This window comes from Pedobacter riviphilus (assembly GCF_014692875.1).
Lineage (GTDB): Bacteria > Bacteroidota > Bacteroidia > Sphingobacteriales > Sphingobacteriaceae > Pedobacter > Pedobacter riviphilus.
In genome coordinates this window covers 1,038,807-1,055,840 of the sequence record NZ_CP061171.1, presented here as the reverse complement: position 1 = coordinate 1,055,840, position 17,034 = coordinate 1,038,807, and the positions used below count along the sequence as shown (strand labels likewise).

Annotated in this window: 10 protein-coding genes; 5 read left to right on the top strand and 5 right to left on the bottom strand. The window is 39.3% G+C overall.

The features are described 5' to 3' along the window. Positions 1-307: 307 nt before the first annotated feature. The 5 genes from H9N25_RS04370 (at position 308) to H9N25_RS04350 (ending at position 8,371) form a co-directional block, all read left to right on the top strand. Positions 308-1,849, top strand: coding sequence for a pyridoxal phosphate-dependent decarboxylase family protein (locus H9N25_RS04370; RefSeq protein ID WP_190328068.1), 1,542 nt, complete (start codon positions 308-310; stop codon positions 1,847-1,849). After that, entirely contained in the window at positions 1,806-4,253 is a 2,448-nt protein-coding gene (locus tag H9N25_RS04365; protein ID WP_223833582.1) for a GNAT family N-acetyltransferase, read from the top strand. Before H9N25_RS04370 ends, H9N25_RS04365 begins: the two co-directional genes overlap by 44 nt. Beyond that, positions 4,254-5,591, top strand: a complete 1,338-nt coding sequence (locus H9N25_RS04360; protein ID WP_190328066.1) for a lysine N(6)-hydroxylase/L-ornithine N(5)-oxygenase family protein — start codon at positions 4,254-4,256, stop codon at positions 5,589-5,591. 142 nt (positions 5,592-5,733) lie between these two features. Next, entirely contained in the window at positions 5,734-7,545 is a 1,812-nt protein-coding gene (locus H9N25_RS04355; protein WP_190328065.1) for an IucA/IucC family protein, read from the top strand. Positions 7,546-7,744: 199 nt separating this feature from the next. Next, positions 7,745-8,371 carry a M23 family metallopeptidase gene (locus H9N25_RS04350; RefSeq protein WP_190328064.1) on the top strand — a complete coding sequence of 209 codons (627 nt, stop codon included), beginning with the start codon at positions 7,745-7,747 and terminating at the stop codon, positions 8,369-8,371. 118 nt (positions 8,372-8,489) lie between these two features. On the opposite strand, the gene H9N25_RS04345 is transcribed toward H9N25_RS04350, so the two are convergent. The 5 genes from H9N25_RS04345 to H9N25_RS04325 all read right to left on the bottom strand — a co-directional run bounded on the left by H9N25_RS04345 (position 8,490) and on the right by H9N25_RS04325 (position 17,027). Continuing rightward, positions 8,490-8,885 carry a hypothetical protein gene (locus tag H9N25_RS04345; protein WP_190328063.1) on the bottom strand — a complete coding sequence of 132 codons (396 nt, stop codon included), beginning with the start codon at positions 8,883-8,885 and terminating at the stop codon, positions 8,490-8,492. A 117-nt stretch (positions 8,886-9,002) separates the two neighbouring features. Beyond that, complete coding sequence (locus H9N25_RS04340; RefSeq protein ID WP_190328062.1) at positions 9,003-10,511, bottom strand: M60 family metallopeptidase; 1,509 nt, start codon at positions 10,509-10,511, stop codon at positions 9,003-9,005. A 32-nt stretch (positions 10,512-10,543) separates the two neighbouring features. Further along, positions 10,544-11,746, bottom strand: a complete 1,203-nt coding sequence (locus H9N25_RS04335) for a glycoside hydrolase family 27 protein (protein WP_169502034.1) — start codon at positions 11,744-11,746, stop codon at positions 10,544-10,546. Positions 11,747-11,889: 143 nt separating this feature from the next. Further along, positions 11,890-15,054, bottom strand: a complete 3,165-nt coding sequence (locus H9N25_RS04330; protein ID WP_190328061.1) for a glycoside hydrolase family 2 TIM barrel-domain containing protein — start codon at positions 15,052-15,054, stop codon at positions 11,890-11,892. 272 nt (positions 15,055-15,326) lie between these two features. Further along, the gene (locus H9N25_RS04325; protein ID WP_190328060.1) at positions 15,327-17,027 is read right to left on the bottom strand and encodes a LamG-like jellyroll fold domain-containing protein; all 1,701 of its coding nucleotides are present in this window, start codon (positions 17,025-17,027) and stop codon (positions 15,327-15,329) included. Between the last annotated feature and the right edge of the window lie 7 nt (positions 17,028-17,034).

Below are 17,034 nucleotides of genomic sequence, written 5' to 3'. Positions count from 1 at the left end.
TATTTTTTTGCACAAAACAATCATTTATTTAGATTAAATACAAATAAAATATCTTGATTTTTATTCTCACTAATGATAAATCACTCAAAAACAAGTACATAAACGACTTACCAACAATATGTTAAAAATATTTAAAATATTATTTTTAATCAATCTAAATAAAAATATACCTTAGTAGCCGGGATTATGAATAAAAAAGCCCGCGCTTAACCGCTCACCTAGCCAGATTTATTAATGAAAATATTGGCTTAAAAGACATGACATTTTATTGCCTATAAACCTTAACCTTTTGAAAATTGAAAAACTAATGTTTACATCAGACCTCGAAAAACATGAATTAATCAATTTCCTTACGGAAAGTCCGACCAAGGAAATCTTTCACCCAGAAAATGAAGCAGAATACCTGCATGCGGTAGGAAAAGTTACCCAGGCAGTAAAAAAATTCCTTAACAACAATCAACAACCCTTCAGTGGTATATCGCCGTCGAAGTTAAAACCATTGTTTGATTCGATCGAATTTGAAAAAACACATGATAACTATGACGCTTTACTTAAAGAAGTGGAACAGCTTTACACCAGCCATGCGGTTGCCTTCCATCACCCTGCTTATATTGCTCATTTAAACTGCCCTATTGTAATTCCGGCTGTAGCTGCCGAGGTGATGATTTCGGCCATCAATTCTTCAATCGATACCTGGGACCAAAGTGCTGGAGGCACATTAATTGAGCAAAAGCTGATCGAATGGACCTGCGATCAGATCGGTTATAGCAAAAAAGCAGACGGCATTTTTACCAGTGGGGGTACCCAGAGCAATTTAATGGGGCTTTTACTGGCCCGCGATCATTATTCAATTACGGCACTAAATCACAACATTAAAGTAGAGGGATTGCCCCAGGAAGCTTCGAGGTTCAGAATATTTGTTTCCGAAAAAGCACACTTTAGTATTCAGAAAAATGCATCCCTTTTAGGTTTAGGTGAAAAATCGGTAATCAAGATTAAAACTGACCGCAGCTTTAGGATGAATACCATTTTACTGGAAGACGCGATTAAGCGCGAAATTGCCCAAGGAAATATTCCTATTGCCGTGGTGGGCACAGCAGGCACTACCGATTTCGGAAATGTTGATCCGCTGAAAGAACTTGCCGCTATCAGCAAAAAATATAACGCCTGGTTCCACATTGATGCGGCTTATGGTTGTGGCTTACTGCTAACCGATAAGTACCGCAGTTTGTTGAACGGTATTGAGCTGGCCCATTCGGTTACTGTCGATTACCATAAATCTTTCTTCCAACCGGTAAGCAGTAGTGGTTTTTTAGTTAATGATAAAAAATATCTTAACCTGATTACCCATCATGCCGATTATTTAAATCCGAAAGACCATGATGAAGATGGTTTACCCAATCAGGTAAACAAATCGATACAGACTACCCGACGCTTTGATGCTTTAAAACTTTGGTTTACCCTTAGGATGATGGGCAGGAATAAATTGGGTGGTTATTTTGATACGATTATAGAAACTGCTGCACAAATTGCTGATCGCTTAAATTTCGACTGCGATTTTGAACTGATGAACGAATCAGACATCAGTGCCCTGGTTTTCCGTTACCGGCCAAAAAATGTGCATTTGGATATTTGTGCCATGAACCAGTACATTAAAAAATCTATGTTCAACGAAGGAAAAGCCCTAGTGGCAGGCACCAAAATTAACCATCATTTCTACCTCAAATTTACCCTACTTAATCCGTTAACTACCATTAGCGATATTGAAAACATTATTAAAATCATTAAAAAACATGGCAACGAATATGTTAGACTCAATCAAGCTTCAGCAGATTTCAGAAGAAACTAATTTTAATGCGCTCCTAAACAGTTATTGCAGAGAATTTACCAACTGGAGCCGTTACATAGGCATCCCTAAATATGATGAATCTTTAGCCAATTACCTGGTTACAACAAGTAATCGTTTGCATATCAGGTTCGACTTTACAGCCATTGGTTTCGAAGTATATGCACCTTTAAAATTTTATGCCGATAGTGGCAGGCATGTGTTTAATTTCCCTATAATTGAAAGGAACATTGATACAGATGCCATCAGTAATATCACGATTTACAGATTTATGGAATTGGCTATCCAATTCAGTTCCGAAGAATTCACAGATGTTGATGCCGATCTGGTAAGACAACGTTTGGTCAACAGCGTAGAAAACCTCGAAGCATTTTTATCCTTCTTTAAACAAAATGGTAAACCTGCAAATTTTGCAAAAATGAGCTTCATTGAGGCCGAGCAATCTTTATTTTTAGGCCACAATGCCCATCCCCTACCAAAAGGCAGATCTGGTTTTAATAATAAAGAAGAACTTTTCAAATTCTCACCCGAAACTCAGGGACAATTCCAATTGGCCTATTTCCTGATCTCAGCTGAAAATATTGTGGAGAAAAATGCAGAAGGTTTCGACATAACCGATCTTTTCAGAATTGAATTGTTAGATAACAATAATACTGAAATCATTCATTTGCTCGATCAACATCAAGATTATAAAGTGGTGCCCATGCACCCGTGGGAGGCCGAATACCTGCTTACCCTGCCTACTGTAAAAGCGATGCAGGAAGAAAACCTGCTTTTCTTTTTGGGGCATTTTGGAGATTTTTTCACACCAACATCTTCGGTAAGAACGATTTACAATGCATCTAGCGATTGGATGCTTAAATTTTCATTACATGTTAAAATAACCAACTCGCAAAGGGTTAACCTCGTTAGAGAGCTTCATCGTGGCTACGATGTAAGTAAACTTTTAAAAACCGAATACGGCAAAGCGGCCAAAACCGAATTCCCAGAAATTGAATTTATTACCGATCCGGCTTTTATTACCGTAAATTATAAAGGCGAAACCATTGATGGCTTTAACATCAGCATCAGACATAATCCGTTTAAAGGAGAAGGAACCGAAAAAAACGTGAGCTTGTTAGCCGCACTTTGCCAGGATGCTTTGTTAGGCCAAAAACCAAGAATTGTAAACATCATTGAAGAAGCTGCAATCAGCAAAAACAAAACAATTGCTCATACTGCTGTAAACTGGTTTAAACAGTATCTACACCTTTGTGTAGCGCCAATTATTGGCCTGTATAACAATTTTGGGATGGCTTTTGAATTCCATCAGCAAAATGTGATGGTAGAACTGGATAAAGATTATTATCCTGCCAAATTTTATTTTAGGGATAATCAGGGTTATTTCTTTAGCGATAGCAAGGTAGAGGCATTAAAAGTGGTTTATCCTGGCATTGCTGAAGAAAGTGGTTCGATAGTACCAAACGAATACATTATCCCTAAGCTCACCTATTATCTACTCATTAACAATATCTTAGGTGTAGTAAATACCATTGCAAGCAACAATCTCGCCGATGAGAAAGTCTTACTTGATCTCGTTTATCTGGAGTTTAAGCAATTCGAAAAAAGCGATACCACGGGATTAGTAGATTATATCATCAACCGCCGCAGCTGGGAAGTAAAAGGCAACCTGCTTACCAACCTCTGCAATATTGATGAAGCCAGCGCCCCCATCGATAATCCGGCTATTTACCGTGAGTTTCCGAATCCTTTATCTAAATATTTCTTCTCCGAAAACCTGATCAAGCCGCAAACCAAAGAGGTGCTGTACAGCCGGTTTTTCCCTAAAGAAAATGTAACGATCAATATCCGTCCATTTGATATCGACCGCGATCTGGAAATGGTTCACGATTGGTTTAACCAGGAACATGCCAAACCCATATGGAAGATGGATGGACCGATTAGGGGTTTAGAGCTATTCTATAGAACTTTATTACCAAACGATTCATCGCACAGTTTTATTGGTGAGATAAATGGCGAACCCACCTTTACCATAGAACCCTACTGGCCTATGCGCGATGGTGTGGGTGCCTGTTACGAAGCTTTAACGACCGATTATGGTGCGCACCTGCTAATTGCACCTACGGATAAAGACAAGAAATTTAGTTTCGAAACGGGTCAGGCTTTAATGGATTTCATCTTCGAACAACCTGAAGTAGGCAAATGTATTGGTGAAGCAGCTGTTGAAAGCCGTGCGATGCACATTTTTGTAACCCGACTAGGTTTCAAATTGGAAAAAGTGATCCAGATGCCTTATAAAATGGCCAACCTTACCTTTTGTTATCGCGATTGGTACTGGGAAAAGTTTCCTGAGGCCAAAGCACATGCCATGATTAAGTTAGCACAGTTTGAAACGGAGGAAATTTAGATGCAGAACCAAAAAATATACGACATTGTAGGGATCGGTATTGGCCCGTTTAATCTGGGTTTGGCGGCCCTATGTGCGCCAATAAATAGCTTATCAACCTTATTTTTAGATCAGGCGAACGAATTTAACTGGCACCCCGGCATGATGTTAAGCGATGCCACCTTACAGGTTCCCTTTATGGCCGATCTGGTTACCATGGCCGATCCAACCAGCGCTTACAGCTTTTTAAACTACCTTAAACAAACAGATCGCCTGTATAAATTCTATATCAGAGAAGATTTTTTTGTATTACGAAAGGAATATAATGCTTATTGTAAATGGGCGATTAATCATCTGCAAAACTGCCATTTCGGACAGAAAGTAATCAGTGTAAATTACATTGATGGAATTTACCAGGTAGAAAAAGTTGATCAGGTAACTGGAGCCACAGCAATCATTTTGACTAAAAAAATCGTACTCGGAACAGGCACTGGACCGAAAGTGCCCGATTTTGTTAAACCAGCCCTACATAAAAATGCAATACACTCTTCGGAATATCTGAGATTCAAGGAAAGCATTTTAAAGCAAAAAACGGTTAGCATAGTAGGTTCAGGTCAAAGTGCTGCCGAGATTTTTTACGATTTATTGCCTGAAACCGAAAACGGGTTAAAATTGAAATGGTTCACCCGACCTGATCGCTTTTTCCCCATGGAATATTCGAAATTAACACTGGAACTAACTTCTCCAGAATATGTAGACCACTTTTACAATTTGAGTGATGCGAAACGCAAACAGCTTTTAGGAAAACAAAATTCGCTGTTTAAAGGCATAAACTTCGAACTGATTAACCAGATTTTTGATAAACTGTACGAATTGAGTGTTGATGGCGAAAAGGTAAATGCCGAGCTGATGCCAAACTGCCAACTGAACAATTTAACCGAAAATAAGGGTTCCTATCAGCTTGATTTTTACCATACGGAGAGCGAAAAAGATTTTAGTGTAGATACTGATTTTGTGGTATTGGCTACCGGTTACAAATACAACGAACCCATGTTTTTAACCTCCATTAAAGAACGTATTGCCCGCAATGCCGATGGACTTTTTCAGGTACACCGAAACTATGCTATTGATATAAACGGAAACGAAATCTTTGTTCAGAATGCAGAACTGCATACGCACGGATTTGTGACACCTGATCTGGGAATGGGCGCCTATCGCAATGCATCCATTATCAATGCCATTTTAGGTTTCGAAATCTACAAGGTAGAAAAACGGATTGCCTTCCAGCAGTTTAGCATAACAGATGAAATACAGGAAAATGAATTATCTACCGCAGTGCTGCAATTATCTGAAGGTTAAACCAATATTGCTGGTCGGGATTTGTAATCCAGACTAACCAAAGATTTGTCATGTTGTCCGTAGGAGTCCTATGGACAACATGACTGCATCTCACAGAGAACACAATCAACTCTGAACTAACACAAGTAAAAAATTAAACACCATGAATTACAACAACTTCAAGCACATAAAACCTTTAAAAAAAGAAATTTGGGATAAGGTAAACCTCAACTATATCGCAAAATCAATAGTAGAATTGATGCACGAAAAATTAGTGGAGCCAACACCAACCAATACTGATGATCAAGGAAATACGAGTTTCCTCCTCGCTACAGATGCTGAAGACATTTATTATACCTTTTCAGGTCAGCAACGTGCTTTAGATTATCTTCATATCGATAAGCAGAGTATCAAAAAGTTTGTAAATGGCAAAAGTGTAGCGGTAAACAATGCCCCTGCATTTTATACCGAACTGCAACAAACTTTTGGTATTAAACCATTTACCCTTGCCCATTTTGTAGAAGAAACATTAAATACCCTATACGCTGACGCTTATATCTACGAAAAGGGCCGGTTAACAGCTGATGAGTTAGCCAACGCAGATTACCAAACCATCGAACACCAGATGGACGGGCATCCCTGGGCCACTATTAACAAAGGACGTATAGGTTTTAACCATAGCGATCAAGGCAAATATGCTCCGGAAGCAGCGCAAAAAACACAATTGGCATGGCTAGCTGTACATCAATCAAGAGCAGAATTTAAAAGTATCGAAAGTATTTCGCCGTTTTCTTTTTATAATGAAGAACTTAGTTTAAAGCAGGTTCACGATTTTAACCAGGTATTGATTCAACAGGAATTAAATCCTGAAGATTATTTCTTTATCCCTGTTCACGAATGGCAATGGAACAATAAAATCGTATTACAACTGGCTCATGATATTGCCCACCGATTGATTGTTCCCGTTGGTGTTGGGAATGATGAATATATGTGTCAAAACAGCATCCGTACCTTCTTTAATGTGAGCGAGCCTAAAAAGCATTACGTAAAAACGGCCATTTCTATATTAAACACCTCCATTTTCAGGGGGCTTTCGCCCAAAAAACTCGCTATTGCACCAAAGGTAACCCAATGGGCAAAAGACATGCTTGAGGGCGATGAGTATTTAAAACAGACTCGTGTGGTGCTTTTGGGCGAAGTAGCTACAGTGGCCTATACCCACCCACAATACAGTGAAATTCCAGGCTCACCGTATCAATACCAAGAGTTTTTGGGTGCCATTTGGCGCGAAAGTGCAGAGAACTACTTGTTAGAAGGTGAAAACATCATGACCATGGCCAGTTTACTTTATGTAGATGACAACGGCAAGAGTATGGTACAGGCGCTGATTGAAAAATCGGGATTAGATGCTTCAAAGTGGCTTAATGCTTATTTAGCTGCTTACCTGAAACCGATATTGAGGATTTTCTATAAACATGCCTTTTTCTTTAGTCCGCATGGCGAAAACACCATTTTGGTAATGAAAAACGGTGTGCCCGAACGCATTATCATTAAAGATTTTGTTGAAGAAATTGTATTAACGGAAGAATCGAAAGCTAAATTACCAACTGACCTGGTTGATGTTTTAAGGGAAATTAATGACGAACTGGCACCATTATTTATCCTCTCGGGCATATTCGATGCGGTTTTCAGGTACCTGAGCAATATTTTCCACAGTTATGTTGGATTGGATGAAAAACAATTCTGGCGTCAGGTTGCTGATGTAATTTTGGAATTTCAGCAGGAAAACCCTGAATTATCATCCAAATTCGAAAAATTCGATCTTTTTGTGCCTGAATTTATTAGGGTTTGCATTAATCGGGTAAGGTTGTTAACCCATGGTTATAGCGAAAGTACCGATGTTCCGGTTCCTGAGTTGATCGGAACGCTGGTTAATCCAGCAGCAGAAGCACTGAAGGAAGATGTTTTGGCGTAATGTGCAGTCGGGTGTTCCCACCTTGCTAGTCGATTCAGTGGCAGATGTTACCATCTGCCACTACGAATAATTCGCTCGCTAACAACGATAATTGTAAGATTGCTTCGTCGTTCCTCCTCGCAATGACGATCTACTTACAAAAAACTATAAAAATAGTTTATATCGATAAAATCATTATCTTGCTTTATAAATCTTTAGCATGAAAACATTAGTATTTATCTTTTTATCTACACTTTTATTCGAAACACCTACGATTGAAAAAGATCGCGAGCGCTGGAAACCTTATTATACTGATACTGCTCCTGCTAAAACAGCCGATCAATGGTTCCTTCCTTTTGATGTGGCCAACCGTAAAAAAATAAGCACTATCAAAATCATCAGTATTTTTGGCGATCATAGAGATAGTTATGTTAAAGGGCATATCCATACTGCCATAGATATTAACCCTGCACAACCTAAAACAAAATTGGTTAATGTTTATGCCATGGCCAATGGAATAGTCTGCTCTGTTCATTTGGGTGAAAATCAGCGCACAGTTGTGGTAAAACATAAGTTACCAAGCGGATTAACCATGTTCACCACTTATAAACACCTTAAAGAGGTTTATGTAAACAACGGCCAGAATGTTGATCAAAATACTAAACTGGCCAGGTTATTTACGCCGCAGGAAAGTAAAAAATATGGTGGCGATTATCATCATCTCCATTTAGAAATCAGAAAAAAATTTGATGATTATGGCTGTGCAAGCTGGCTAACTTTTAATAATAAACAACTGAACGAACGGTTTTATAACCCTCAGGTATTTATAAAAGAACATATCAAATAGTTGTAAAATAAAAAACGCGCATTTCCGAGTACTTCGAAAATGCGCTACGAGACAATTAAAATAAGTGGTTATAAATATTGTTAATGAGAACAGAAATATCTGACACAGCATTTAAATCTTAATAGGTAAATTTAGGTTTGCCGTTATCGCAGGTTACCCCCTTTGGCTGTATGACCAATGCACAATCTGAATACACACCCCATTTTTGATTATAATCGGCTTGTAGTTTCGTAAATTGTTCAACCTTTTTCAGAAAGGTACTTTCATCTATTTTTACGGAATAAGCAATATAACTCGAGGCGCCTCCACAAGCTTTAGATCCAATGGCGGTAAATTTCCACTCGCCGGCATTTTCACAGGTAAACTGCTGAGCTGATTTTTCAATATCCTTATAAAGTCTATCCAGCTCTGACTGATCAGCATTGAGTATGGGCTCATTGCGGTCTTTACACGCCAACAACATCAAACTCATAATCAGTACAATTGAAGTTAAAATAAATAGCGTCCGTTTCATTGTTTGTTTACTTTTATCCTAAAACGGGAATTAAAATAAAAACGCTACAAAAAAAGCCCTATGAGGTTTTTGAGCAATGTGCTCATTAAAAACCTCATAGATTTAGATGTTTTGCGGCTAGTTTATCGGTGGAAAATTATAAGGTTTCCAGGCACGAAGGCTGCTTAATTCTTTTTGTGTTTCTTCACTTATGTCTACACCCCAGGTATTAAAAAATGGCGCTAAGTTTCTTTTTACCACATTAGAGTATGTTTTCACCCATAAATCGCGCTTTTGCTGGTCGTTTAACCTGCCAATACTTGGTCCTATTTTTTGGTATTCTTTAAAAAATGCCTTAAAACTTTCCCATCCAAAACCTTCCTGCATTTGGCGGAACATGATCAAGCCCAAGAAAGGATCGTTTTTCCATTTTTCGTAGCTGGGGCCTTCTGCAAAATATTTTTTCATCATTTTTTGCGTGTTGGCACTTGATACGCCTGTGTGCGAATCGTCTCTTCCGCCCATCAGCCTATCGAACATGTATAACGAAAAGAAGTTATTGCTCACCTCGGTAGTACCGCCAAAAACCCAATTCAGGTTTTGCATGTTATGCCCTATCTCGTGGAAAAAGCCCCAGTTTGCGCCACCTTTACTTGGTTTCATCAATAATTCAGGGTTGGCCATAATTTCGTTCGAGAGCATTTTTCTGGATGGCGAATGATGAATCATGATTGGATAACCACTATGCATATACCCTCCTCCAATGTGTTCATCGGGTACCATCCGTTGCGCCCTGTAAAATGGTGCAGGCATATTGGCCAGATCCAGTTCTCCAAGCACAACTAAATCCCATAGTTTTAATACCTCTTCAGGATTTTTGATAGTTTGCAAAACACTATCGGGCAAGGTTAAAATCACATTTTCGGTGGCCATTTCACCCCAAGGTGCTTTATTGCTTTTTAATTGGTTCTCCCAGTCGCTTTGTGTGCTCTTGCCCAATACAAAGAGAGGGGCTGCTACCGCATGGCTGATTTTGAAATCAATTTTTCTACTTTCGGCCTTAGGCTTAATATCGATATAAATCAGGCCACCGAAAGGTGAGGTCAATCTATTTTTTCCAATTACCAATTGCTGTTTTTTGGTTATAATTGGCATCCTGCGCCAATCTTCCTTGCCTGCTACCCAATAATTCAGGCGATCGCTATGCGCACCAATCTGAACTTCAAGTTCGTTTACATTGGCGTTTTTGGGCACATCAATTTCTATATACTCACCCGCTTTTGCATATAAACCCGTGCTGTACATGGTGGCATTATCATAACCAGAATAACCTAGAGTTGACACAATAGACACTAAACTATCGGCCATTTTTTTATGTTCTATACTTACTGTTTTATTTATAAACTGAAAACCCGCTTTTACTGTACCAGGAAAAACATCAGCTGATGGTTGTGCTTTAATATTCTTATAATCGGTGCTTTTTAAAATTTCGTCACTCCATTTGGCAATGGCTTTCCTAAATGCCGTATCGTTTTTTGAAAGAGTATGTTGTGGTGTAATGACAATTGTTGCCGGATTTTTTACTGCATCTTGAGCAAAGGTGGTTAAGCCAGTTGCTACTAATGCAAAAGATAATAGTGATTTCATTTGTGTTTGGTTTGTTGTTATTTAATTAGGTGTTATACTTTTTTTAGGCGGAAAACCTTAGTTTCGTGAGCAGTTACCTCACCGTTCCACTTATTATTTTTGCCGGTTACTTTATGTTGCCATAAATCCCTGATCTCATATTTACCAGTCAGGCCTAAGTTGGCAAAGTTTATTTTTGCATTTTGGGCAGACGCCGATTTATTTAAAATCGCTATTGCGAAATCTCCATTGGCTAAAGGACGAACAAAAACATCCCAGGTATCAGTTTTGATTTTTCTTTCGGCCTGTTTCCCCAAAGCATCTTGGTTTAATGCGATTACTTCTTTGTTTGTAAAAATGGTCTTTGTTTCATCGTCCATTTTACGGATATCGCAACTGGCATATAGTGGAGAGTTGAGCATGCTGTACAAACTCACCTGGCTCTGGTATTCGGCTTTTGTACAACCTACTCCTTTAAATGCTGATGAAGGGCCCTTTGTACCGTGTAAACCAGCCACCAACATATCGCCATCGTTCCATTTACCTGGGCCTGAAAAGCTGGCCAATCCGGCCATTTTATCAACCACGTTATAAATGCCAACACCTCCTTTGCCTTCTACATCCAGCCACTTATCCCTGATATCGTAAGTGGTACGCCAGCTTTGTCCACCAACCTGTGCACCCCAGTTCCAGGGCTCACGTGGTCCCCATTCGCAAATACCCAATACTATATCCCTACCCGATTTGCGTAAGGCCTGTGCTATTTTTCCATATCTTTTTTTCGCCGTTTCTACGTCCTCCGGTGCATTGCAATAATCGTATTTAAGGTAATCTATTCCCCAGGTTGCAAAGGTTTTGGCATCCTGATCTTCAAAGTTTAAACTTGCGGTATAACCGCCACAGGTTAAAGGAGCAGCATCTGAATAAATACCCAATTTCATGCCCTTGCTGTGCAGATAATCCGCCAGTGCTTTAATACCTGATGGGAATTTCTTAGGATCGGCAATGATGTTGTTTTTATTATCGCGACCGCCCTGCCAGCAATCATCTAAAAAAATATATTGATAACCTGCTTTTACCATGCCACTGCTAATCATGGCGTCGGCCATTTCTTTGATATCCTTTTCGTTCGGATTTTCTGACATGATGTTCCAGCTCATCCAGCCCATTGGCGGCGTGGCGGCTAGTTTAGTTTCCTGAGCAAAGCCAATCTGTGAAAACAGCAACACGCTAAAGCAGATTTTGATAAATTTCATTTTACTTTTGGTTAGGTAATATTCGTTTGATAAAAAAAATAGCGCTCGTCATTCCCCGCGAAGGCAGGAATCTTAATGCAATATATAAACCTAGCTAAAGCATTAAGATCCCCAATCAAGTTGGGGATGACGAACTATCTATGTTATTTAATCGGTTTGATATAATAGCTGTACTGGTAATCTTTAAATGGGATCTGGTATTGGATTAATGGCATAGAGCCCCAACTATCGATCCCCTGAACACCTAGTTGCTGCAAATCCATGTGTACATAAATCTGGTTGCGTTTTACCAGTTCGCCAGAGTGATATTGTTTTTTCTCTGCCTCCGGATCTAAATCCTCCACTGCGTAAGGCAAAGCATTAAAACTCAATAGTTGATCTGCAAATTCGAAACGTAAACCTTTGCCTGCTTTATCGGTAAAATTTACCCAGCGCACTTCGGTTTTATTGCCACTTTCCTGCGGACGGGCATAAGAGAAATACTGATCGGCAACGGTTGATTTATAGGTACCAATTAATGATGCTGTTTTTCTGTCTACATAGTTTTCGCCCGGACCACGGCCATACCACTGGATATTGCTGTATTCGTTTTTCAACTGCAAATCGTTACCGATACGCATTAAACTTTTGTAGTTGCCGGTAACTGCTTTAAATTGATTGTCAACTTTAACAGTACCATCGGCCAAAACCGTAAATTGTTGAGTGGTTTCGGCATCGCCTTTTAAAAGCGATGATTTAACGGTTAAGGTAAAGCCTTCAGCAGTCGAATTTACAGTCGATTTGATATTGGCTGCATCATTATTCTGATACACATTACGCCACATCCTTAATCTGGTATTCAAACCTGCACCAATGTCATTATCGGTTGGTGCTCTGTAAAAGCCTAGTTGTGGCCCAGCTACCAATAATTCGCGACCTTTAGACAGATAACTGATTAAAGTACCTTTTTTCAGATCGAAAGTAATGGTAAAATCGCTGCCTTTAACTATTGCACGATCGGCAGTTTGCTCAACCTTTAAAGCTTTTTTACCAGCAGCGTAAGTGTTGGCCTTAGGCGCACCAGCTAAAGCAATCTGCTCATAAGCAATTTCATAACCTTTCTCTAAAAATGGCTCAGCATTTTTTAAGCGGTACCGAACATTTAAGAAATACTCTTTACCAGCAGCAAATTTAGTGTTAAAAGGAATGGTTAGGGTTTCGGTTTGACGTGGTCCAACATTTAGATTATTTACCACCCCGGTTTGTACCACTTTTCCATCCTCAATCAGCTCCCAGTTTAACTGTACATTACTTATATCTTTAAAGAAATAACTATTGTTTACATTAATCTGGTTGGTACCATTAAAGGTGGTTTTAATATACTGATGCACTTTTTTAAGCTCAACGGCCATAGGTGTCATTCCACGATATGCCGTTACTACACCTTTAACACAAAAGTCATTGTCGCTAAAATTTTCATCAACAGGGCCGCTTAACGGGAAATCGCCACCATAAGCCATAATGCGCTTACCGTTTTTAACAGTATCAATCGCCTGATCAATCCATTCCCACACAAAACCACCCTGTAGTTTAGGGTTGTTTTCGATGGCATCCCAATACTCTTTAAAATTACCCAAACTGTTGCCCATAATGTGTGCGTACTCGCTCATGATAAACGGACGGGTTTCTTTTTCCTGTTTCGAATAACGTGGCAGATAATTTGGTGAAGGGTATTGCGGCACAATCATATCAGTGTTGAAGTCGCTCTCAGCCCTTTCATACTGTACCGGGCGGAAATCTTTCCCTTTTAACCACTCGTAAGCTTCATAAAAGTTAACCCCGTTACCGGCTTCGTTACCTAACGACCAGGTGATTACCGAAGCATGGTTTTTATCACGTTCATACATACGTGTAATGCGCTCAAGATGAGGAATACGCCATTGTTTATCGTTGGCAAAAGTAGTTTCCAAACTATAATAACGACCATGTGATTCGATATTGGCTTCGTCTATTACGTACAAACCATATTCATCACAAAGTTCCATCCAATAAGGATCTGGCGGATAATGAGAATGGCGCACTGCATTTACATTCAGCTTTTTCATCATTTCCATATCTTTTTCCATATCGGCATGTGTTAAGGTATGGCCCTGCGTGGCATTGTGCTCGTGCCTGTTTACACCTTTTAAAAATACACGTTTACCGTTAACCAGTAAATCGCTGCCCTTAATTTCTACCGATCGGAAACCCACGCGTTGTGGAATCACTTCAATTATTTTATCATTTTTATCTTTTAAAGTGATGTACAGGGTATAAAGGTAAGGTACTTCTGCCGACCAGTTTTTAACATTATTAACCTGCGTTTTGAAAGCAAGATTGGTTTTATAATTACCCAATACTTTTTGCAGTTTGGTAGCCTCTTTCCAGACATTGTTGCCCTTGGCATCAACCAGATCAAGCGCTACATAAAAACTATCTGGGCGGCTATGGTTGGTGCGTTGGTCTATTTTATAATTCTGAACGGCTAAATCCACGTTTAAAAGTCCATTGGTGTAAGTTGCATCAAGCGTTCCTGTCACTTTAAAATCGTGGATATCGAGTTTTGGAGTGGCATACAAATACACCTCGCGTTCAATACCAGAAATGCGCCACATGTCCTGGCATTCTAAATAACTGCCATCACTCCAACGGTATACCTGAAGTGCAATGGTATTTTCGCCTGGTTTAACATATTTGGTAATATCAAACTCCGCAGCCAGTTTACTATCTTCACTATAACCTACTTTTTTGCCGTTTACCCAAATGTAAAATGCCGATTTAACCGCGCCCAAACTGATAAACACTTGTTTATCGCCCCAATTGGCCGGAATATTGATTTTTTTTCGGTAAGAACCTACCGGATTGTTATCAGCAGGAATATCGAATGGCGGGTTCATTCTGGCTCCGGTTAATTGTCGGCCAGCAAATTCGTATGGTTGGTTTACATAAATTGGAAGCCCGTAACCATTCACTTCCCAGTTGGCGGGCACCTTAAAATTATCCCAGCCTTTATCGTCAAAATCTATTTTATAAAAATCTGTAGGTCTTTTACGTGGATCTTTTACCCAGTTAAACTTCCAGGTACCATTCAACGATAAAAAATATGCCGATTTTTCTTTGGCCCTTTTGGCAGCAAGCTCCTGGTTTTCGAAAGCAAAGGCTGATGCCCGCATAGGCAAACGGTTTACCGAAACCACTTCGGGGGTTTGTAGTTCGGAAGGCAGATCTTGCGCACTGATTTGCCCGGCAATAAATAATAGTGTAAATAAAATGGTTAATTTTCTATTCATTGTGTGTGTGTATAATTTTTGGTTTGTTGATCCAAATTACTGATGATTGGCTGATAATGATGAAAATGTTTTAGCGCAAACGTTTGAGTTTTAAAGATGTTACGATTGGTTGGATAGTGGTTTTAACGTTTAACCATTAAGGAATTAAGAACGCTAAGTTTTTGACAAGGCATTAAAATAGACATTATTGCAAGGCATATATTACCATCAATAAATAGAAAAAGCCATTGCCACCAATTGGCGGCAAGGCTTTCATTAACTAAAACTAACTACTATTTTAAAAATTCCAATTCGAAGTTTTTAAGGTAAGGTTTACCGTCAAAACCAAAATCAGGAAGGATATTAATCTTCATCCAATATAATGCTAAAGCAGATACATCACTCACTGTTGATGGGATAGACAATGATGATGTTATCGGCTCTGGGGTTGTTCCCGGAGGATAGGCACTGCCCAAATTAGCCCAACTGTATACACCAGAAAGCGACATATTATAACCAACAGGTGCTTTATTGAAAAACGTACCTTCAGTACCTTCATCCATAGGCCAAAAGCCAATTAAATTAGCATAGTTTGGATGTTGCGTGATATCTTTGAGACCAATATTTGCCTTTATCACGGCATCGCTTAGCGCTACATTAAAAAATGCTAAGTTGGCTCCGTAAAATGGAGTTGGTGTATCAGTGTCTCCTGTTCTATGTCCTATCCGGAGCAACTCACTTGTAGTTAAACTTTTTCTGGCTAATATATCGCTTGTAGCTTCCAAATTCCCATCAACATACAACTTAAGCGTTCTGGCTGTCGCGACTCCTTGTGTATTAACGGTAGTATTAATACTCATGGTTAAAGTGTGCCAGCCGGTTCCCGGTGGAGTGGTAGAATTTACCTGTAATTTTCCCGAACCGCCATTCGTTGTTCCCCCAACGGTAACCGACCATTGATCGCCATAATGACCCCATTGCCATCCCGTAATACTTGAACCACTCAAATTGGTACTTTTTCCAAAAAATGTAGGATAATTTACATTAGTCGAATTGAACTTGGTTTCCATTTGAACAGTAATGCTTTTGGTATCACCTACATCATAAAGGCCGTTATCATTTGGCGTAACCGCCCTTGAGGTATTGGTGCTAAAAAGCACAGGATTGAAACCAGATTTTTTTAATTCAAATGGTTTAAATGCTGGGTTGTACACCAAGGTAAAACCATTAGTTGGGTTTGCACTGCTACCACCATGATTACTGGTTAATATTACCAGCCAATCTTCGTTCGCATAATTTTTCCTAGCTTTTAAAGCGGTTATGATATTACCCACATATTCATCGGCTTTTACTATGGCATTTTTATAGTTATCATTTGTAGCTACATAACCTCCATTAGCGCCAGCGGCTTCAACTTCTCTAAAGTTCACAAATATGGTACCCAAACCGGTTTGATTATTTAGAATGCTCACTGTACTGTCTTTAACGGCTATATCAGTGGCTACAACTGGGGCAAAATCTGCATTTTTCATGTAATTCCGCAAATTAGCCCATGGGGTAACTAAAGCCGTTTTTACCGATTTATATTGCGTAATATAATCAAATACATTACGGTAAGATACAATAGGGGCATGTTCATCAACACCTGAACCCGCTGCACGCTCGAAATTATCAGTGCTGATCTGGTGTTTTACAAAACTGGTACCAGTTAACATCGATACCCATCCTGCTGCATCTGAAGCTGTTTTCAAAGTATTATAAGAATATTTGGCATTCTTTTGCAGGCTTGTAATGTTGGCTGGCGCAACAGTCTGCAATTCGGAACCTGTTAGTCCATCAATGCTGATGACCAAAATTTTACGTTGCCCTGCAGAGAGTGGCTTTAGGTCTTCGTAAATTGCTGGTGGATTAGCATATTTTTTGCATGCGGAGAAACAAAGTGGAATAAACAATGCAAAAGCAGTATAATATTTATATTTATTTAAAATCTTCATTTTCGTT